Source organism: Rhodoferax sp., assembly GCF_028689295.1.
Taxonomy (GTDB): domain Bacteria; phylum Pseudomonadota; class Gammaproteobacteria; order Burkholderiales; family Burkholderiaceae_C; genus Rhodoferax.
In genome coordinates this window covers 1-19,548 of sequence record NZ_JAQTWL010000026.1, presented here as the reverse complement: position 1 = coordinate 19,548, position 19,548 = coordinate 1, and the positions used below count along the sequence as shown (strand labels likewise).

The window sequence follows — 19,548 nt, the reverse complement described above, 5'->3', positions numbered from 1 at the left end:
TTGGCAGGGTGTGTGGCATGGATTCTAGAATGCATGCCACACCATGACTGAACTCGACAACATTGCCCTTACGCCCACCGCCACACCGCGTTGTTGGGCGCTGATTCCCTGCGCCGGCACGGGTTCGCGCGCCGGCGCAGCGGGACCCAAACAATACCAGACACTGGCTGGCAAGCCCATGGTGATGCACACGCTGGACGCTTTTGCCGAGGTCTCGCGCATTGAGCAAACGCTGGTGGTGGTGTCAGCGGAGGACACTTTTTTTCAAACGCCAAAGGCGCTGAATGCTTCATTTCTCATCGCTGCATGTGGCGGTTCTACCAGAGCCGGCAGTGTCTTCAATGGCTTGAATGCCTTGCTTGACGAAGGCGCAGTGGCGCATGACTGGGTGCTGGTGCACGATGCGGCGCGTTGCCTGATCACGCCGGCACAAATCAACCAGTTGCTCAATGCCTGCCTGAACGACGATGTGGGTGGCCTGCTGGCGCTGCCGTTGCCGGATACGCTCAAGGTGGCGCAGGCGGGCAGGGTGACTGCCACTCTGCCACGCGCGGACAAATGGCTGGCGCAAACGCCGCAGATGTTTCGCCTTGGCAGCCTGATCGAGGCGCTGGAACTTGCGGGCGATGCCGTGACCGACGAGTCCAGTGCCATCGAGGCCACGGGCCTGAGTCCGAAGCTGGTGCCCGGCAGCGCGCAAAACTTCAAGGTGACTTATCCGGAGGACTTTGCACTGGCGCAGGCGCTGTTGCTCAGCCGCCAGACCGAGGCATCATCATAAGGTTCATGACATGAATTTCAGAATCGGTGAAGGTTGGGATATTCACGCGCTGGTGGCGGGGCGCAAGTTGGTGCTGGGCGGCATCGAAGTGCCCTACCACCTGGGGCTGCTGGGCCACTCGGATGCTGATGTGCTGCTGCACGCCATCACCGATGCGCTGCTGGGGGCGGCCGCGCTGGGCGACATTGGCAGCCATTTCCCGGACACAGACGCGCAGTTCAAGGGCGCGGATTCGAGCGTGTTGTTGGCCGAGGCGGCGCGACGTGTGCGCGCCGAAGGTTATGAGATTGGCAATATTGACAGCACCATCATCGCCCAGGCACCCAGGCTGATGCCGTACCTGCCAGCCATCCGCGCCAGGCTGGCGCAAACGCTGGGCATCGCGCTGGAGCAGGTCAATGTGAAAGCCAAGACGGCCGAGAAAATGGGCCCGGTGGGCCTGGGCCAGGCGATGGAAGCGCGCGCGGTGGTGCTGCTGACCTTCTGACCTGTGCTGTCGTTAGTTTGGCAAGGAGAGCAGCGGGATGTCGTGCTGCACGGCCAGGCGTTGCCATTCCAAGCAGGTGCGCGTAGCAACGAATTGTGCAATCGCCTGATGTGTGGCAGGCTTCATCATCATGGCCGGATTCGTCCAGGCCAGCCCAGCCACAGCACACAAGGATTTGGCAAAGTGCGGCTCCAGCGCAGCCATGGCGACCCGGCCATCCTGGCATGGGTAAACCCGGTAACCTGCGTGGCCGCCGCCGATGGGCGTGCCCGGCAGCGTCAGGCCCCAGGCGCGCGGCTGGGCCAGGTGCGCAGCGGCTTCTGACAGGGCGACTTCAAAACGATGCCCCTGGCCGGTTTGCCTTTGCAGCAGCACGGCCTGCAGCACGGCCTCGACGGCCATCAGTGCGCCACCCATGTCGGCATACAGCGTGGCGGGCAAGTCGAGCCCGGTGACGAGGTCGTTTTCTGCCAGGTAGGTGAGGTCGTGGCCGGGTGCCTCTGCGCGCGCGCCGGGCGCGCCGACGATAGCCACCATCGACAGCGTCGGGTAGCTCTGCTGCAGGCTGTGCCAGTCCAGTCCCAGTTTGGTCAAGGCGCTGGGGCGAAACGAGGTCAGCAGCACGTCGGCTTTGGCCAGCTCGCGATGCAGTGTTTTTTGACCTGCTGCGGTTTTCAAGTCAGCCGCCAGCATGCGAATGCCCGGGTGCAACGCCTCATAGGCCGAGCGACTGTAGGCGCTCATCGGATCCCCCGTGATGCCTGCGTGCGCGTTGGACGGGGCAGGGGGTTCAAGCTTGATGCAGCGCGCGCCCATGCGCTTGAGACGCAGCAGGGCGGCCGGGCCGGGCAGGTTGAGGCTCAGGCTGAGGATGCGCACGCCTTTAAGTGCCTGGGGGTACTTGGTTGAGGTGACCATTGTGTCGGGAGGATGATAAAAAAATGGAGTTTCGAATGGGCGGCAAGTTCAGCGGTAAATCTGTCATCAAGCGGTCTTGCTGGGTGCTTATTGTCAAGCACTTGAGGTCATCATGGGTAAACCGGGCGTGTGAATTGACAGAGGGCAGGGTGGTTAGAATTGCATGCCAGCAGGATCATTCATCTTGCCATTTTTCACCGCCTTACAGCCCGTTGGCCTATTCTGGCGGAGCCTCTCGAAACGAGCTGTTTGCTCAAGGATTTTCATGAAACGTGTTGATGATTTTCGCCTGAAATTCGGTCAAAAAGAGTATGTACCGATCATGGTCGGTGGCATGGGCGTGGACATTTCAACGGCTGAACTGGCGCTTGAAACAGCCCGTCTCGGCGGCATCGGACACATCTCGGATGCCATGGTCAACGACGTGTCGGACCGGCGATTCGACACCAGTTTTGTCAAAGACAAGACGCGCCAGTACAAGTTCAACATCGACAACGCGGACAAGTCCGGCATCAAGTTTGATTTGGGTGTGCTGGCCGAGGCCACACGTCGCCATGTGGGCGCCACCATGGAAGCCAAAAAGGGCGATGGCCTGATTTTTGTCAACTGCATGGAAAAGCTCACCATGAACGGCCCGCGCGAGACGCTGCAGGTGCGCATGGCCTCGGCCATGGATGCAGGCATCGACGGCATCACGCTGAGCGCGGGCCTGCACCTGGGCTCCTTTGCGCTGATCGCCGATCACCCGCGTTTTCGTGACGTCAAGCTCGGCATCATCGTCTCCAGCGTGCGCGCGCTGCAGCTGTTTTTGCGCAAGAATGCCCGTCTGAACCGTCTGCCTGACTTCGTGATTGTGGAAGGCCCCTTGGCCGGTGGCCACCTGGGGTTCGGCATGGACTGGGAACAGTACGATCTGGCCACCATCATGGCCGAAGTCATCAAGTATGTAATGGACGAGCAGCTTGGCATTCCGGTGATTGCGGCTGGCGGCATTTTCACCGGAAGCGATGCGGTGCAGTATCTGGAAATGGGTTCGGCGGCGGTGCAGGTAGCCACCCGCTTTACCGTGGCCACCGAATGCGGCCTGCCCGAAGAGGTCAAGCAGGACTACTTTAAGGCCAACGAGGATGACATCGAGGTCAATACCATTTCGCCCACTGGTTACCCGATGCGCATGCTCAAGAGCTCGCCGGCCATCGGCTCGGGCATCCGCCCGGGCTGCGAGTCCTATGGTTACCTGTTGGACGGCAATGGCAACTGCGCTTACATCACTGCCTACAACCGCGAACTGGCGCTGCATCCGGACGGCAAAAACCTCGTGGTGATGGATAAAACCTGTCTCTGCACCCACATGCGCAACTTCAAGTGCTGGACCTGCGGGCACTACACTTACCGCCTGAAAGACACCTCAAGCCGCAACGCGGATGGCTCTTATCAGATGCTCAGCGCCGAGCACATTTTCAAGGATTACCAGTTCAGCGTGGATCACCAGATCGCGCTGCCGACCGGCACGGTCACCCTCTAAAACCGAATGCCGGCCGGGTTGTCAGGACTGATGGCTGGCGCCGTGACGCTCGGTAAAGCCGGTTCTTCGGGCGCACTGGGGCTGGCCGCTGGGGTATCTGGCTGGTCAGGTGTGACCAGAGGCGCAGCTGGCGGCTGGCGATAGCTGGCCGGCAATTTGCTGCTCTCAGGGTAACCAGCGGCATTGAGGTATTGGGTCCATTCCGAGGTGGAAAAGCCCGCCACGTGTTGCGCGCCGATGGTCAAAAAAGGCACGGCGTTGCTGCCGCTCAATTTTTGCAAAGCCTCGGCATCTTGCGCTGTGCTGATGGTTTTTTCTGAATATGGCACGCCTCTGGCAGCGAGCAGCTTGCGAGCGCTGTCACAAGGCGCGCAATTGCTGCTGCTGTAAAGCGTGACTGGATATTTGCCGGTCACCTGGCGCAGCTCATAAGGTAGCGCGGGGGCAACAGGAGCTGCGGCTGGCAACGCGTTGTCCACTGGTGTCGCTTTGACAGTGGCTGCAGCCTGGGGCTTGTCAGAAAATGTCACTTGTCCGTCGGTGCCCACGATGCGGTAAACGGATTGCGCCTGCAAGCCGCCCGACCCCATTGCGATGCAGCCACAGGCAAGAACCGACAGCCAGCGCAACGCGGGTTGCGCGTCGGCCACAGCCGAATGATCCGCGGAAAAATGTGATTGCATCTTGCTTGCTCCTTAAGTAGTTGGCACCATCCCCTGGTGACGTAGCAGCGCGTCCAGCGTAGGCTCGCGGCCACGAAAGGCCTTGAACGATTCGATGGCCGGGCGGCTGCCACCCGCTTCCAGGATGGCTTGGCGGTATTTTTGACCCGTTTGCACATTGGGCAGGCCGTCTGATCCCACCGTTTCTTCAAAGGCCGCATAGGCGTCGCTGCTCAGCACCTCGGCCCATTTGTAGCTGTAATAACCTGCCGCATAACCGCCGGCAAAAATGTGGCTGAAGGTGTGGGCGGTGCGGGACCAGCTTGGGGGCTGCAGCACGGCCACTTCCTGGCGCACCTGCTGTAGCAGCGGCATGATGTCGTGGGCCGGTTCTTGTGAGGTGTGCAGCAGCATGTCGAACAGCGAAAACTCGATCTGGCGCAGCGTCTGCATGCCGCTCTGGTAATTTTTGGCGGCGAGCATCTTGTCGAACAGTGCGCGCGGCAGTGGCGCATCGGTGTCCACGTGGGAGCTCATGTTTTTGATAACGTCCCATTCCCAGCAGAAGTTTTCCATGAACTGGCTGGGAAGTTCCACTGCGTCCCATTCCACGCCGCTGATCCCGGACACATCGCGCTCATTGACCTGCGTCAGCATATGGTGCAAACCATGGCCGAATTCGTGGAACAGGGTGGTGACATCGTCATGCGTCAGCAGCGCCGGTTTGCCGTTGACACCACTGGCAAAGTTGCACACCAGATGCGCCACGGGCGTTTGCAGCTGCTGCGTGTCTGGGCGCAACCAGCGCGCCCGCACGTCGTCCATCCAGGCGCCACCGCGCTTGCCGTTGCGCGCCTGCGGGTCGAGGTAAAACTGGCCTACCAACTCGGGTGCACCTTGCGCTTTAGCGCGCTCGATGCGGAAAAAGCGCACGGACTCGTGCCACACCGGCGCATGGTCCTCACGAATGCTGACCTCGAACAGGGATTGCACAATGTTGAACAGGCCGGCCAGCACCCGCGGCAGGGGAAAGTACTGTTTGACTTCCTGCTCATTGAAGGCGTAGCGTGCTTCCTTGAGTTTTTCGCTGATGTAAGGCCAGTCCCAGGCTTGCGGCTCGGGCAGGTTAAGGTGCTCTTTGGCAAAGCAGCGCAGGTCGGCCAGGTCTTGCTCGGCAAAGGGTCGGGCGCGCTGGGACAGGTCACGCAGAAACGTCACCACCTGCTCGGGCGAGTCGGCCATTTTGGGGACGACAGACAACGTGCCGAAATTGGGGTAGCCCAACAATTTGGCCTCTTCCAGGCGCAGCGCCAGCAGCTCGTTGATGATGTCGGTGTTGTCAAATTGGCTCAAGTCAGTACCGGCTTGGTCGGAGGCGCGCGTGACATAGGCGCGGTACAGCGTCTGGCGCAGCGCACTGCTGCTGGCAAACTGCATTGCCGGCAGGTAACACGGCATTTTCAGCGTGAGCTTGTAGCCCCCTTTGCCGTCCGTTTGGGCCGCATTGAGGGCGGTTTGTTTGACATCTTCGGGCAGGCCATCAAGCTTGTCTTCTTGCGCGTAGTAAGCAAAGGCATCTGTCGCGTCGAGCGCGTTTTCGCTGAACTTCTGGCTCAATGCTGCCTGGCGCTCGGCGATGGCCGCAAAGCGCTCGCGGGCTGCGCCTTTCAGGTCGGCGCCGCCCAGCACAAAGTTGCGCAGCGCGTTCTTGAGCGCTTGGCGCTGTTCGCCGTTGAGCGTTTTGGGGTCAATGGCGCGGTATTTGGCATAGAGCCGTTCGTCCGCACCCAGGCGCGTGTAGAACTCGGTGATCTTTGGCAGTGCGGCGTTGTAGGCGGCGCGCAATTCAGGCGTGTCGGCCACGCTGTTGAGGTGGCTGACCGTTCCCCAGGCGCGTGACAGGCGTTCAGTGGCGACATCAAGCACTTTGGCAATGCCGTTCCAGCTCGGCGCAAAGTCAGGGGTCGTGACGGTTTCGAGTGCCGTGTTGGCCTCTGCCAGCAGTTGCTCAATGGCCGGCGCGACGTGTTCCGGGCCGATCTGGTCGAAGTGGGGAAGATTTTCAAAAGAAAGCAGCGGATTCATCATGGTTGGCTATTCTCCGCCCGTTCGGCGGCTTCAAGGGTGTTGACCAGCAGCATGGTAATGGTCATGGGGCCAACCCCGCCTGGTACCGGGGTAATGGCGCTGGCGACTTGGCGCACGCCCTCAAAATCGACGTCGCCGCAGAGCTTGCCTTCTTCGTTGCGGTTCATGCCCACGTCGAGCACCACGGCGCCGGGCTTGACCATGTCTGCGGTCAGCACATTGCGCTTGCCCACGGCCGCTACGATCACGTCGGCCATTTGTGTGAAGAGCTTGAGGTCCGGCGTGGCGCTGTGGCAAATGGTCACGGTGGCATTTTTTTGCAGCAGCATCAGGGCCATGGGTTTGCCGACGATGTTGGAGCGCCCGATCACCACCGCGTGTTTGCCACGCAGGTCGTAATTGATGGATTCGAGCATCTTCATGCAACCGTAGGGTGTGCAGGGCAAGAAGCCGGGCAGGCCGGTCATCAGGGCGCCGGCGCTGGCCACATGAAAGCCATCGACATCCTTCTGCGGCGAGATGGCTTCGATCACCTTGGTGGCGTCGATGTGTTTGGGCACCGGCAGTTGCACCAGAATGCCGTGAATGGCGGGGTCATGATTGAGGGCGTCAATGCGCGCCAGCAACTCGGTCTCGGTCAGGCTGGCGTCGTACTTTTCCAGCACCGAATGAAAGCCGCAGTCCTGGCAGCCCTTGACCTTGTTGCGCACATAGACCTGGCTGGCCGGGCTGTCGCCTACCAGGATCACGGCCAGGCCGGGTGTGATGCCTCGCGCCCTGAGAGCCTGCACCCTTGCGGACACCTCACTGCGCAGCTTTTGCGAGAGCGCGACACCGTCGATGATGATGGCGCTATGGGGAGTTGTCGTCATGTTGAATCCGTCAATAAAAAATGCCCGCAAGTCCAGAGCTTGCGGGCATGGAAGGTCAGGCTAAAAATAGCAAAGGTTCAAGCCTTGACAGCATTGGGTCCCAGCGCAATTTTGAGCAGGTCGGCCACCGTGTTGGCGCTGAGCTTTTCCATGATGTTGGCTCGGTGCGCCTCGACGGTCTTGATGCTGATGCCCAGGTCGTCGGCAATCTGTTTGTTCAGGCGGCCCGCCACAATTCGCTCCAGCACCTGCGACTCGCGCAGGGTCAGGCGCCCCATCAGGGCGTCTCGATTGAGGGCGTTCTGAAATTCGGCAAAGGATTCCTTGGCTTGCTCCAGCATGCGCTCGACCAGTGGCACCAGCTGTTCTTCGTTGAAGGGTTTCTGGATGAAGTCCATGGCCCCTTTTTTCATGGTGTCAACCGCCATGGGCACGTCGCCGTGACCGGTGATGAATGCCAGTGGCAGCGGTGAATGGCTTTCAATCAAACGGTTTTGCAGTTCAAGGCCGGTCATGCCGCCCATGCGGATGTCCACAATCAAGCAGGCGACCTCGCGGGCATCAAAACGGTTCAGGAACGACTCGGCGGAGTCGAAGCAGCGCACCCGATAGTCTTTGCCCTCCAGCATCCACTGCAATGAATCGCGCACTGCCTCGTCATCGTCGATGACGTAAACAGTCCCTTTTTTTGGAATCAAGCTCATGATGAAATCTGCAATGTGGGTTGGACAGAACGCTTTATCGGCGCTGTCGGCAGGGGGTCGGCTATCGGAATCCAGAAGGTAAAGCAGCAGCCCGTCACGACCCCCCCATTGTAAAGGTTCTCTGCTTTCATTCTTCCCATGTGAGATTCCACAATGGAGCGGCACAAGGACAGGCCAATTCCCATGCCATCGGCCTTGGTCGAATAAAAAGCCTCGTACAAGCGTTCCATGACGTCGGGGGCTATGCCCTGGCCCGAGTCGGTCACCACGAATTCGACCACCGCCTTGTCATTGACGTAGGTCTGCGCCACCCTGAGCTTGACAATGCGTTGCGCGCTGGGGCGTTGCGCAGCATCGACCGATTCGGCCGCATTTTTCAGCAAGTTGAGCAGCACCTGCTCAATCAGGATCGGGTCCACCAGCACGCTGGGCAGATTGGGCACCAGGTATTGGTTGAGTTTGACGTTGCGCCGGCGCAGTTCGATTTCTGCCAGTTCCACCGCTTCAGCGACCATGGTGGCCACGCTCGAGATGCTGCGGTTGGGTTCGCTTCGCTTCACGAAGGAGCGGATGCGATGGATGATCTGGCCCGCACGGTTCGCCTGCTTGGCTGTCTTTTCGAGGGCACCCAGCAACTCATCCTCATTGATCTGCTTGCTCTTGATGCGTGACACCATGCCATGGCAATAGTTATTGATGGCGGTGAGCGGCTGGTTCAGCTCATGCGCCACGCTGGAGGCCATTTCGCCCATGGTGATCAAGCGGCTGGCGGTCTGCGCGCGCTCGGCCTGCACCTGCGACTGTTCCTCGGCATAACGCCGGGCCGTGATGTCGGTGGCAATGACCATCTGCGCCAGGCGGCCATCGACCCAGCTCAGGTAACGGGTGCGAACCTCCAGCCAGAGACCCAGGCTGCCCAGGTATATCTCGGCGCTCTCGGCCTCCTTGTCGGCCAGTTGGTCGGTGGGCAGTCCGGCAAAGGCATCGACCGCGTCCCTGGTTTCATCGCTGTTGGCGGGTGGCGGAACCCCCGCCTCGGCCACCAGCTGCACATGGCCCTCCACTTGCGTGCCAAACCATTGCCGGTAGAGTTTGTTGGCGAACAACAACTCGTCGCTGCCCAGGGGTGCGACCGAAATGGACGCATCCAGCGCTTCCAGCACCGTGGTGAAACGATCATACGAAGCGGCAAGCTGTTCGCGCGCCCGGTTCGGCTCCGTGATGTCGGTCATGGAGGTCATCCAGCCCGTTTGCATGCCAAAGGCATCGATCAGGGGCGACACGTAGAGCCGGGCATCGAAGAGGGTGCCATTTTTGCGTTTGACCCGAAACTGGATGCCGCTGGGCAGGATATGGCCCGCCAGTTCTTCGCTCAGTCGCTGTTTGAGCATGTCGAAATCTTCTTCTGGCCAATAGGGGAAGGGTGCGGTCTTGCCCACCAGGTCATCTTCGTTCCAGCCCGTCATCTGGCAAAAGGCAGGATTCACGTAGGTGATGCGCCCCTGCAGGTCCAGGGCGCGCATGCCGGTGAGCATGGAGTCTTCCATGGCGCGGCGAAAAGCGGTCTCTTGCACCAGGGCATCTTGCGCCCGGATGCGCCTGCGGGTATGACTCCAGTTGGCTAGCAGCAGCCAGGCGGTGATCGCGCTGAGCACCATGACCAGCCAGAACAGGCCGCTGCCAATCACGCCCAGCGAGGTCCGGTAGGCCTGACCGCGAATCGTCAAACCATTGCCGATTGGCGAAACAGGCATCTCGTAGGCGTTGATGGGGCTGGCCCAGGGCAACAAATGGCGTTTGAGCTTGCCCTCTGACATGGTGGTGCCGGCCAGTAATTTGCCCTGCGCGTCGTGCAGCGACATGGCGTATTTGGCGTTGATTTCGTTGGGCACACCGTAGCGGAACATGGCGTCCACCGAGTAAAGCGCCAGCAGGGTACCCTTGAAGCGCGCTTTCTCGATCAACGGCAGGTGGAGTTCCAGCGATGAAGACAAGTCGGCTTGGGCATTTGGCGCGGAATAAATCGGGGTCAACAGTTCGCGTGCCAGCCCAAAGTTGTCAACCGGCGCTTGGGTGCCAGCGGCAAGTTCATTTGTTTTTTGTGGCAGGGCCGGGAAGTTGGCGGTGTGGTAGTCCACCCGCACCCGGCGGCGTTCATCAATCCAGGTCAGACTCTGCAACTCGGGGTAGAGGTTGGCCAGCGCTTCGGCGCGGGTCATGAAATCGTTGTGACTGATTTCACGGCTGGCCACTTCACGCGCAAAGCGTCCCAGTTGCTCCTGTTGTTCAAGCAGGCGCAGACGCAGGCGCTGTTGGGTGTATTCCACATCACGGTTGATGGCCTCGCGCTCGCGCGAGATTTCTTCCAGCCGCAGGTAGGCAAAGGCAGACAGGATGGCCACCAGAAAAAGCACCACCGCAGCCAGCGGTGCCAGCACGGCAAAGCGGTCCTGGCGCTGGGGCGTCAGGCGTGACCACCAGGCTTTCAGGCGCCGCCAGGGCCTTGCTTGAAGTGCCTTGGGCAAGGGAAGACTTTTTGACAAAGGCATGGACGAAGTGTAGGGCGCAACACTTCAAATTTATTTCATAATACAAAAACAATAAACACCATTTGAAATAATTTGCAAAACCCTCTAAAATTAAATCAGTTCCGAAAATGGCAAACTCCACTACCATTGATGAGCTAAACAATACAGGAGACAAAGCATGTCAGTTATACCCGAGAGCCGAGTAGGCGCATCCATGCCGGACGCAGATGCCCAGGAAACCCGCGAATGGATGGACGCCTTGAGCGCCGTCATCGAGAGCGAGGGCCCCGAGCGCGCGCACTATCTGCTTGAGCAATTGCTTGAACATGCCCGCCAAAGCAGCATCGACATGCCTTTTTCAGCCAACACGGGTTATGTCAACACCATCGAGACTGACAAGGAAGAGCGCTGCCCCGGCAACATCGAAATCGAGGAACGCCTGCGCGCCTACATGCGCTGGAATGCCATGGCAATGGTGGTCAAGGCGAATCGCCACCACCCCGAAGACGGTGGCGACCTGGGCGGCCACATCGGCTCGTTTGCCTCGCTGGCGCACATGTTCGGCGCGGGTTTCAACCACTTCTGGCATGCAGAATCTGAAAACCACGGCGGTGACTGTCTCTATATCCAAGGCCATGTGGCGCCCGGTGTCTATGCACGCGCCTACATGGAAGGGCGCCTGACCGAAGAACAGTTGCTGCATTTCCGCCAGGAAACCGGTGGCAAGGGTCTGTCGAGCTACCCGCATCCCAAGTTGATGCCCGAGTTCTGGCAGTTCCCCACCGTTTCGATGGGACTGGGCCCGCTGATGGCGATTTACCAAGCGCGCTTTCTCAAATACCTGCACGCCCGTGGCATTGCCAACACCGAGAACCGCAAGGTCTGGGTGTTCTGCGGCGACGGTGAAATGGACGAGGTCGAATCATTGGGCGCGATTGGCTTGGCGGCGCGCGAAAAGCTCGACAACCTGGTGTTTGTCATCAACTGCAATTTGCAGCGTCTGGACGGCCCGGTGCGCGGTAACGGCAAGATCGTCCAGGAGCTCGAAGGTACTTTCCGCGGCGCCGGCTGGAACGTGATCAAGCTGCTGTGGGGCAGCAACTGGGATCCGCTGCTGGCGCGCGACAAGGACGGCGCCTTGCGCAAGGTCATGATGGACACGCTCGATGGCGACTACCAGACCTTCAAGTCCAACGACGGTGCCTATGTGCGCAAGCACTTCTTCGGCCGCGATCCGCGCACGCTGGAGATGGTCTCCAAGATGAGCGATGACGACATCTGGCAGCTGCGCCGCGGCGGTCATGATCCGCAAAAGGTCTATGCGGCCTACCACGCGGCGGTCAACCACAAGGGCGAGCCGACCGTGTTGCTGATCAAGACCGTCAAGGGTTTTGGCATGGGTAAGAGCGGCGAGGGCAAGAACAACGTGCACCAGACCAAGAAGCTCACCGACGACGACATCAAGATCTTCCGCGACCGATTCAACATTCCGATCCCGGACAGCCAGATCGCCGACATTCCGTTCTACAAACCGGCCGACGACACGCCGGAAATGAAATACCTGCACGAGCGCCGCAAAGCGCTGGGTGGCTACCTGCCGCACCGTCGCACCAAGGCCGACGAGCACTTTACCGTGCCCGCGCTGGAAGTGTTCAAGAGCGTGATCGAGCCCACTGCTGAAGGCCGTGAAATCTCCACCACGCAAGCCTATGTGCGCTTTTTGACGCAGCTGCTGCGCGACCAGGCGCTTGGGCCGCGTGTGGTGCCGATCCTGGTCGATGAAGGCCGCACTTTCGGCATGGAAGGGCTGTTCCGCCAGATCGGCATTTACAACCCCGATGGCCAGCAATACACCCCGGTCGACAAAGACCAGGTCATGTATTACAAGGAAGACGCCAAGGGCCAGGTGCTGCAGGAAGGCATCAACGAAGCCGGCGGCATGGCCAGCTGGATCGCTGCGGCCACCAGCTATTCCACCAGCAACCGCATCATGGTGCCGTTTTATGTGTACTACTCGATGTTCGGCTTTCAGCGCATCGGCGACCTGGCCTGGGCGGCGGGCGACATGCAGGCGCGCGGCTTTTTGCTGGGCGGCACCTCTGGGCGCACCACGCTCAATGGCGAGGGTTTGCAGCACGAAGACGGCCACAGCCATATTCTGGCCGGCACCATTCCGAACTGCGTCTCCTACGACCCCACGTTTGCCCATGAGGTGGGCGTGATCCTGCACCATGGCCTCAAGCGCATGGTCGAAAAGCAGGACAACGTCTATTACTACGTGACCCTGCTCAATGAAAACTACGCCATGCCCGGCCTCACGCCGGGCACCGAAGAGCAGATCATCAAGGGCATGTACCTGAGCAAACCTGGTGCCGAGGGCGCAAACGGCCCGCGCGTGCAACTTCTCGGCTCGGGCACCATCCTGCGCGAGAGCTTCTTTGCGCAAAAACTGCTGGCCGTGGACTGGGGCGTGACCGCCGACGTGTGGAGTTGCCCGAGCTTCAACGAGCTGGCGCGCGACGGCCAGGCCTGCGAGCGTGACAACCTGCTGCACCCGACCGCTGAAGCCAAGGTGCCGTTCGTGGCACAACAGCTGGCCGGCCACGACGGCCCGGTGGTGGCATCGACCGACTACATGAAAGCCTATGCCGAACAGATTCGCTCGTTCATTCCGAAAGGTCGTACCTACAAGGTGCTGGGCACCGACGGCTTTGGCCGCAGCGACTTCCGCTCCAAACTGCGCGAGCACTTCGAGATCAACCGCCACTTCATCGTGGTAGCCGCCCTCAAGGCCCTGAGCGAAGACGGCAAGCTGCCGGTGAGCAAAGTGGCCGAGGCCATTGCCAAATACGGCATCAACACCGACAAAGTGAACCCGCTGTACGCATAAGTCCACCCTCAATAATCAAAAGCGAGACATAACATGGCAATCATGGAAATCAAAGTCCCGGATATTGGCGACTTCGCCGAGGTCGCAGTGATCGAGCTGCTGGTTAAACCCGGCGACACGGTCAAGGCCGAGCAAAGTCTGCTTACGGTGGAATCCGACAAGGCGTCGATGGAAATCCCGTCCAGCCACTCGGGTGTGGTCAAGGAACTCAAGGTGGCGCTGGGCGACAAGGTGAGCGAAGGCTCGCTGGTGTTGATGCTCGAAGTGGCCGGTGACGTGGCTGAGCCCGCTGCCGCAACTGCCGCTGCCCCAGCTGCACCTGTAGCCGCAGCGCCTGCCGAAGCAGCGCTTGCGATTGCGCAAGCGGCGCCTGCCGCCGCCAGCGGCCCGAACGAAGTGCGCGTGCCAGACATTGGCGACTTCAAGGATGTGACCGTGATCGAGGTCATGGTCAAAGCGGGTGACACGGTCAAGCTGGAGCAAAGCCTGATCACCGTCGAATCGGACAAGGCCTCGATGGAAATCCCGTCCAGCGCTGCCGGAGTCATCAAGGAACTCAAGGTCAAGTTGGGCGACAAGGTCAATATTGGCGACCTGCTGGCCATTCTGGAAGGCACTGTCACCGTGGCTGCTGCACCCGCTGCAGCAGCGCCGCTTGCCGTTCGCCCTGAGCCTGTCGAAGGGCTCGTCCCGGTCGCAGCCACATCCGCTTCAGCACCTGCTGCCACGCTGGCGGTTCCTGCCCACAACCCCACCGCCGCGCTGGTTGGCTTGCCCCATGCGTCACCCTCGGTACGCAAGTTCGCCCGCGAACTTGGCGTGCCTTTGAACGAGGTCAAGGGCAGCGGGCTCAAGGGGCGCATCACTGATGCCGACGTGGAGTCTTTCACGCGCTCGGTCATGAGTGGCGCGGTGCAGACCCTGGCCATCTCGGCCCAACAAGCCGCCAAACCGGCGTCCGGCGGTGGCTCGGAGCTTGGCTTGATTCCCTGGCCCAAGGTGGACTTTGCCAAGTTCGGTCCGATCGAGCGCAAGGAACTCAGCCGCATCAAGAAAATCAGCGGCGCCAACCTGCTGCGCAACGCCATCATGATTCCGGCGGTCACCAACCACGACGACTGCGACATCACCGACCTCGAAGCCTTCCGCGTCTCCACCAACAAGGAGAACGAGAAGAGCGGCGTCAAGGTCACCATGCTGGCTTTCCTGATCAAGGCCTGCGTGGCAGCGCTGAAGAAATACCCCGAGTTCAACAGCAGCCTGGACGGTGATGCGCTCATTTACAAGCAGTATTTCCACATCGGTTTTGCCGCCGACACGCCCAATGGCCTGATGGTGCCGGTGATCAAGGATGCTGACAAAAAAGGCATTTTCCAAATCAGCCAGGAGATGGGTGAGCTGGCGAAAAAGGCGCGCGACGGCAAGCTTGGCCCGGCCGAAATGACCGGCGCCAGCTTCACCATCAGTAGCTTGGGCGGCATTGGCGGGCGTTATTTCACGCCCATCATCAACGCCCCCGAAGTGGCCATTCTGGGCGTCTGCCGTTCCACCATCGAGCCAGTGTGGGATGGCAAGGCGTTCCAGCCGCGTTTGATGCTGCCGCTCAGTCTCACTTGGGATCACCGCGTGATCGACGGCGCGGCTGCCGCACGCTTCAACGTGTACCTTGGTCAAATCCTGGGCGACTTCCGCCGCGTACTTCTGTAAGAGGCTGACTCACCTGTAGGAGTCGCGCCCTCGCGACGAAGGTTGTTTTGAAGACATTCGCGGCGGGGCGCCGCTCCTACCGAGTCAATAAAGCATCTTTCAGCGCATCGTCAATCTCATTCATTGGAACAAACATGGCACTTATCGACATCAAGGTCCCCGACATTGGCGACTTCAAAGACGTGGCAGTGATCGAGTTGCTGGTCAAACCCGGCGACGCTGTTCGCGCCGAGCAAAGCTTGATCACCGTGGAGTCTGACAAGGCGTCCATGGAAATCCCATGCAGCCAGGCCGGTGTGGTCAAGGAACTCAAGGTGGCACTGGGCGACAAAGTGAGCGAAGGCTCCTTGTTGCTGGTGCTGGAGTCGGCAGATGCCGTCTCTGCGCCTGTCGCTGCTGACGCGGCCCCCATGTCAGCGCCCGCAGCATCGTCAGCGTCTGCATCATCCCCCGTCATTGCGAGCGAAGCGAAGCAATCCATTGCCCCGGCCACCTACACCGGCACGGCCGACCTCGACTGCGATCTGCTGGTGCTCGGCGGTGGCCCGGGCGGTTACTCGGCCGCATTCCGCGCCGCCGACCTCGGCCTCAAGGTCATCCTGGTCGAGCGCTACGCCCAACTCGGAGGCGTCTGCCTGAACGTGGGCTGCATCCCCAGCAAGGCGCTGCTGCACGTGGCCAGCGTCATCGACGAAGTGAGCCACCTGGGCGCGCTGGGCGTGGACTTCGGCAAACCCGTGGTCAACGTGGACACGCTGCGTGGCCATAAGGAAAAAGTCATCAGCAAGCTCACCGGTGGCCTGGCCGCCATGGCCAAGATGCGCAAGGTGACGGTGGTGCGCGGCTACGGCGCTTTTGTCGGTGCCAACCATGTGCAGGTCGAGGAAACCACCGGAGGCGGGCAGGACAAGACCGGCAAGACACAAACCATCGCATTCCAGAAATGCATCATCGCCGCCGGCAGCCAGGCGGTGCGCCTGCCGTTCATGCCCGATGATCCACGCGTGGTGGACTCCACCGGTGCGCTGGCGCTCAAGGAAGTGCCCAAGCGCATGCTGATCCTGGGCGGCGGCATCATCGGCCTGGAAATGGGCACGGTGTACAGCACGCTGGGCGCCCGCCTGGACGTGGTCGAAATGCTTGATGGCCTGATGCAAGGTGCCGACCGCGATCTGGTCAAGATCTGGCAAAAGATGAACGCCAAGCGCTTCGACAACATCATGCTCAAGACCAAGACGGTCAGTGCACGCGCCTTGCCCGAAGGCATCGAGGTGACTTTCGCCTCAGCAGAAGAGGGCGGTAGCGCCCCGGCACCGCAGGTGTACGACCTGGTGTTGCAAGCCGTGGGCCGCACACCCAACGGCAAGAAGATCGCCGCCGACAAGGCGGGTGTCGCCGTCACCGACCGCGGCTTCATCAATGTCGATATCCAGATGCGCACCAACGTGCCGCACATCTTCGCCATTGGCGACATCGTCGGCCAGCCGATGCTGGCGCACAAGGCGGTGCACGAGGCGCATGTGGCCGCAGAAGTGATTGCCGGTGAACTGCAAGGCAACAAGGAGCTGGCAGCCGCAGCGTTCAACGCAAGAGTGATCCCCAGCGTCGCCTACACCGACCCCGAGGTGGCCTGGGTCGGCCTGACCGAAGATCAGGCCAAGGCGCAGGGTATCAAGGTCAAGAAGGGCCTGTTCCCCTGGACCGCATCCGGCCGCGCCATTGCCAATGGACGCGACGAAGGTGTCACCAAACTGCTGTTTGATGATTCTCCAGAAGCGCACGGCCACGGCAAGATACTCGGCGGCGGCATGGTCGGCACCCATGCGGGCGACATGATCGGCGAGGTGGCCCTGGCCATCGAGATGGGCGCTGACGCCATCGACATCGGCAAGACCATCCACCCGCACCCCACGCTTGGGGAATCCATTGGCATGGCGGCCGAAGTGGCGCACGGCAGTTGCACCGATTTGCCGCCTGGACGAAAGTAGGTTGCTGAAATGCTACTGATTCAGTAGTTGACCGCGCTAAATCCCGTAAGGGCTGCACGGTTTTTTTATGCAAATAGACTCAGGCATGTCTATCTACTTCAAGTTCAATAGCAAATTCACCAATTCGTCCACGTTTGTCCACGGGTTTCCGTTGATTTGACCACCACCGCCAGCACTTCTTCGCAATCGCTTGGCATAAGTGCTGGCAACAGATGTTTTGTCTTTGAGCAATCCGTAAACCCCTTTGATACCTTTGCCGTATTTGGCAAACCCAGGCTTTTTCTTGAGCTGAGCCAGAGCTTGGTCACCGACCGATTTTTTTCCGGCTGCATGAAAGGGAGCATCGGAGTAGTCGAAGTGCAACATCAACCAAAACTCAAAACATGGCGTGCTGGTTGTGGCTACAAAAGGTTTTCTATCTTTCGCCCAGCGGTGTATCCGTTGGAGCGCTGGTTCGAATGTTTGATGACTGTCGCGGTCAAACACGCAAAACACCTTATCGTAGGGGTCACCTAGTCTTGCATCCTCTTCATAGAGTTTGTACGCATGGTCAACCACTCGGTCTGGCGAGTTGCCATCGTTGGGGGCCACCTTGACCTGCTGTGGCGGGATGCGCTGCGCCATCAGTATTTCAAACAGATATTGCGGCTCTGTCTTGGTGCCCTCGCAGACTATCAGATAGCGCGGACTTTTTGATCGTTCTTTTCTCTGGCGCACAAGCGATGCAGCCGAACGTGCTTTCGCCTTTTTGAACAGATCATCAGACCCCATAAAAATCCAGATCCTTCAGGAACGGGATGCCGCCATAACGGCCATTGAGGTAGCCTCGCTCAATGGCTTCGTTTTCGCGCGGACTGAAGTCCGACAAGGGATATAGCCTAGATGCGCGTTGCGGGTCTTTTTCCATAAACCAAATCTGATCCCTACGCAGAATTTTCTGACTCAAGAGCGTCGTGTCGTGCGTGGTAAAGATGAGTTGCGCTTTAGTGCCAGCGTGGTGCAGGTGTTTCACCAGAAAGTGAACCAGCATGGGATGCAGGCTGGTGTCCAGCTCGTCCACTACCAGAACGCGTTCGTTTTCGATCACGTCCAACCAAGGTCCTGCGAATGCAAAGAGAGCCCGGGTGCCTTCAGATTCCTCATCTTCAGCAAACTCAATGGCTTCCTGCGTCAAGATATCTTGATGAACGAATTTGACGGACGTTACGTTCTTTCCGTTCAGACCCTTGGCGATTTGTTGTGCAAACTGTTCTCTAACTTTTTTGGGAACATTTTTTGGCAACTGATCGACTGTAAAAACGGTTTCCTTTAGACGAATGTCGGAAATTCCTAAATCTGCAGCATTCAGGAATTCAACAATACGGTTGCGATCCTTTGCCTCGGCACAACGCTGCACCGTGTAGCTGGGACCCATCGTATGCGGAGCAGTAACGACGCGCAAACGCTCCTTAAACCAGTTGAACACCACGCGCAACTGTTCTTGATTGTTTTGTACTGCCTTAGAAAGGTACAAGGTGTTTTCTAAGGTGTCTTGTGCCCAATCGTGCCGCTTACGTCCACCCTCAAGTTTGGTGCTGAATTTATAAGCGTACTTGGCAGCATTTACATCCCAAACACGGTGAAACCATTTCTGCGGCATGCCAAGTGGGTAAGCAAGCAGCCATTCCTCGGAAATTCTTCGACTATTGCAGCGCACACCATACTCGTAGCGTACACCGTCCACAATCAAGGTGATTTCAAATTCACTGTCTGCATTCCGAGATTTGGCTGTGAGTTTGAAAGGTGACAAGTCCAGCAAATCGCCTGCCTGGTTACGATGAGATTGGAGAATCAGTTGATCCAGAAAAGCCAACCCTAGAATCAGAGTGCTTTTACCTGATGCATTGGGGCCGTAAAGTACGGACGAACGCAGCAGGCGCAAAGAAGCATCCGGTAGCCCTGCTTCAAATGTGTTGAGATCTTGCAACTCATCATAGGCAGATGCGGCCATTGTCAACGTTTGGCGCTGAAAAATAGAGCGGAAATTGGTGACTGAAAATTCGACTAGCATTTGAGTAAGAATAAATTTCTACCTTATTTTTGCATAAATTCTACAGAATTGCTTATAAGAATTTAATTCTCTGTATTTCGTTTGAACGAGGCATCAAGCCGCAGCCCCAACGGCAAGAAAATCGCCGCCGACAAGGCCGGCGTGGCCGTCACGGACCGCGGCTTCATCAATGTCGATATCCAGATGCGCACCAACGTGCCGCACATCTTCGCCATTGGCGAGGTAATCCCCCCGATAAACCAAAGGCACCAGAAGTAGAATTTTCTTAGAAAGAAGTTCTACATGAAGAAATCGAGATTTACCGACAGCCAGATCATGGACGCGCTCAAGCGTGTTGAGGCTGGATTA

15 protein-coding genes are annotated in these 19,548 nt (G+C 59.2%); 7 read left to right on the top strand and 8 right to left on the bottom strand.

Annotation, left to right across the window (positions count from 1 at the left end; all coding sequences use genetic code 11):
- Positions 1-43: 43 nt before the first annotated feature.
- Positions 44-781, top strand: coding sequence for a 2-C-methyl-D-erythritol 4-phosphate cytidylyltransferase (ispD, locus tag PHF15_RS15005; protein ID WP_300122345.1), 738 nt, complete (start codon positions 44-46; stop codon positions 779-781).
- 10 nt (positions 782-791) lie between these two features.
- On the top strand, positions 792-1,268 hold the full coding sequence (ispF, locus tag PHF15_RS15000; RefSeq protein ID WP_300122342.1) for a 2-C-methyl-D-erythritol 2,4-cyclodiphosphate synthase: 477 nt from the start codon (positions 792-794) through the stop codon (positions 1,266-1,268).
- A 12-nt stretch (positions 1,269-1,280) separates the two neighbouring features.
- On the opposite strand, the gene PHF15_RS14995 is transcribed toward ispF, so the two are convergent.
- Positions 1,281-2,186: a CoA transferase gene (locus PHF15_RS14995; RefSeq protein ID WP_300122339.1), complete on the bottom strand. Its 906-nt coding sequence runs from the start codon at positions 2,184-2,186 to the stop codon at positions 1,281-1,283.
- Positions 2,187-2,451: 265 nt separating this feature from the next.
- On the opposite strand from PHF15_RS14995, the gene PHF15_RS14990 reads away from it, so the two are divergent.
- Positions 2,452-3,711: a nitronate monooxygenase gene (locus tag PHF15_RS14990; RefSeq protein ID WP_300122337.1), complete on the top strand. Its 1,260-nt coding sequence runs from the start codon at positions 2,452-2,454 to the stop codon at positions 3,709-3,711.
- On the opposite strand, the gene PHF15_RS14985 is transcribed toward PHF15_RS14990, so the two are convergent.
- The 5 genes from PHF15_RS14985 to PHF15_RS14965 form a co-directional block, all read right to left on the bottom strand.
- A complete protein-coding gene (locus tag PHF15_RS14985) occupies positions 3,708-4,394 on the bottom strand; it encodes a glutaredoxin domain-containing protein (RefSeq protein ID WP_300122334.1) in 687 nt (228 codons plus the stop codon). The genes PHF15_RS14990 and PHF15_RS14985 overlap by 4 nt on opposite strands.
- Before the next feature lie 12 nt (positions 4,395-4,406).
- Positions 4,407-6,461: a M3 family metallopeptidase gene (locus PHF15_RS14980; RefSeq protein WP_300122332.1), complete on the bottom strand. Its 2,055-nt coding sequence runs from the start codon at positions 6,459-6,461 to the stop codon at positions 4,407-4,409.
- On the bottom strand, positions 6,458-7,333 hold the full coding sequence (folD, locus tag PHF15_RS14975; protein ID WP_300122329.1) for a bifunctional methylenetetrahydrofolate dehydrogenase/methenyltetrahydrofolate cyclohydrolase FolD: 876 nt from the start codon (positions 7,331-7,333) through the stop codon (positions 6,458-6,460). Before folD ends, PHF15_RS14980 begins: the two co-directional genes overlap by 4 nt.
- Positions 7,334-7,410: 77 nt before the next feature.
- Positions 7,411-8,037 (bottom strand): response regulator, encoded by a 627-nt coding sequence (locus PHF15_RS14970; RefSeq protein WP_300122326.1) that lies wholly within the window; start codon positions 8,035-8,037, stop codon positions 7,411-7,413.
- Positions 8,034-10,586, bottom strand: coding sequence for a PAS domain-containing sensor histidine kinase (locus tag PHF15_RS14965; RefSeq protein ID WP_300122323.1), 2,553 nt, complete (start codon positions 10,584-10,586; stop codon positions 8,034-8,036). The genes PHF15_RS14970 and PHF15_RS14965 overlap by 4 nt, the downstream gene beginning before the upstream one ends.
- A 157-nt stretch (positions 10,587-10,743) precedes the next feature.
- On the opposite strand from PHF15_RS14965, the gene aceE reads away from it, so the two are divergent.
- The 3 genes from aceE to lpdA all read left to right on the top strand — a co-directional run bounded on the left by aceE (position 10,744) and on the right by lpdA (position 17,150).
- Positions 10,744-13,455 (top strand): pyruvate dehydrogenase (acetyl-transferring), homodimeric type, encoded by a 2,712-nt coding sequence (gene aceE, locus PHF15_RS14960; protein WP_300122321.1) that lies wholly within the window; start codon positions 10,744-10,746, stop codon positions 13,453-13,455.
- A gap of 33 nt (positions 13,456-13,488) precedes the next feature.
- A complete protein-coding gene (gene aceF, locus PHF15_RS14955) occupies positions 13,489-15,162 on the top strand; it encodes a dihydrolipoyllysine-residue acetyltransferase (RefSeq protein WP_300122318.1) in 1,674 nt (557 codons plus the stop codon).
- Between the two features lie 134 nt (positions 15,163-15,296).
- The gene (gene lpdA, locus PHF15_RS14950; RefSeq protein WP_300122316.1) at positions 15,297-17,150 is read left to right on the top strand and encodes a dihydrolipoyl dehydrogenase; all 1,854 of its coding nucleotides are present in this window, start codon (positions 15,297-15,299) and stop codon (positions 17,148-17,150) included.
- Positions 17,151-17,243: 93 nt separating this feature from the next.
- Here lpdA and PHF15_RS14945 read toward each other — a convergent pair whose 3' ends face one another.
- Together PHF15_RS14945 and PHF15_RS14940 are read right to left on the bottom strand one after the other, a co-directional pair.
- Positions 17,244-17,921, bottom strand: a complete 678-nt coding sequence (locus PHF15_RS14945; protein WP_300122314.1) for an RloB family protein — start codon at positions 17,919-17,921, stop codon at positions 17,244-17,246.
- Positions 17,911-19,200: an ATP-binding protein gene (locus PHF15_RS14940; protein WP_300122312.1), complete on the bottom strand. Its 1,290-nt coding sequence runs from the start codon at positions 19,198-19,200 to the stop codon at positions 17,911-17,913. Before PHF15_RS14940 ends, PHF15_RS14945 begins: the two co-directional genes overlap by 11 nt.
- 81 nt (positions 19,201-19,281) lie before the next feature.
- Here PHF15_RS14940 and PHF15_RS14935 point away from each other — a divergent pair, with 81 nt between their 5' ends.
- Positions 19,282-19,458 carry an FAD-dependent oxidoreductase gene (locus PHF15_RS14935; RefSeq protein ID WP_300122309.1) on the top strand — a complete coding sequence of 59 codons (177 nt, stop codon included), beginning with the start codon at positions 19,282-19,284 and terminating at the stop codon, positions 19,456-19,458.
- The last annotated feature ends 90 nt before the right edge of the window (positions 19,459-19,548 follow it).

Excerpts from the sequence above, each read along its gene's own strand:
- ispD (WP_300122345.1), top strand. The coding sequence starts at position 44 with ATGACTGAACTCGACAACATTGCCCTTACGCCCACCGCCACACCGCGT.
- ispF (WP_300122342.1), top strand. The coding sequence starts at position 792 with ATGAATTTCAGAATCGGTGAAGGTTGGGATATTCACGCGCTGGTGGCG.
- PHF15_RS14995 (WP_300122339.1), bottom strand. The coding sequence starts at position 2,186 with ATGGTCACCTCAACCAAGTACCCCCAGGCACTTAAAGGCGTGCGCATC.
- PHF15_RS14990 (WP_300122337.1), top strand. The coding sequence starts at position 2,452 with ATGAAACGTGTTGATGATTTTCGCCTGAAATTCGGTCAAAAAGAGTAT.
- PHF15_RS14985 (WP_300122334.1), bottom strand. The coding sequence starts at position 4,394 with ATGCAATCACATTTTTCCGCGGATCATTCGGCTGTGGCCGACGCGCAA.
- PHF15_RS14980 (WP_300122332.1), bottom strand. The coding sequence starts at position 6,461 with ATGATGAATCCGCTGCTTTCTTTTGAAAATCTTCCCCACTTCGACCAG.
- folD (WP_300122329.1), bottom strand. The coding sequence starts at position 7,333 with ATGACGACAACTCCCCATAGCGCCATCATCATCGACGGTGTCGCGCTC.
- PHF15_RS14970 (WP_300122326.1), bottom strand. The coding sequence starts at position 8,037 with ATGAGCTTGATTCCAAAAAAAGGGACTGTTTACGTCATCGACGATGAC.
- PHF15_RS14965 (WP_300122323.1), bottom strand. The coding sequence starts at position 10,586 with ATGCCTTTGTCAAAAAGTCTTCCCTTGCCCAAGGCACTTCAAGCAAGG.
- aceE (WP_300122321.1), top strand. The coding sequence starts at position 10,744 with ATGTCAGTTATACCCGAGAGCCGAGTAGGCGCATCCATGCCGGACGCA.
- aceF (WP_300122318.1), top strand. The coding sequence starts at position 13,489 with ATGGCAATCATGGAAATCAAAGTCCCGGATATTGGCGACTTCGCCGAG.
- lpdA (WP_300122316.1), top strand. The coding sequence starts at position 15,297 with ATGGCACTTATCGACATCAAGGTCCCCGACATTGGCGACTTCAAAGAC.
- PHF15_RS14945 (WP_300122314.1), bottom strand. The coding sequence starts at position 17,921 with ATGGGGTCTGATGATCTGTTCAAAAAGGCGAAAGCACGTTCGGCTGCA.
- PHF15_RS14940 (WP_300122312.1), bottom strand. The coding sequence starts at position 19,200 with ATGCTAGTCGAATTTTCAGTCACCAATTTCCGCTCTATTTTTCAGCGC.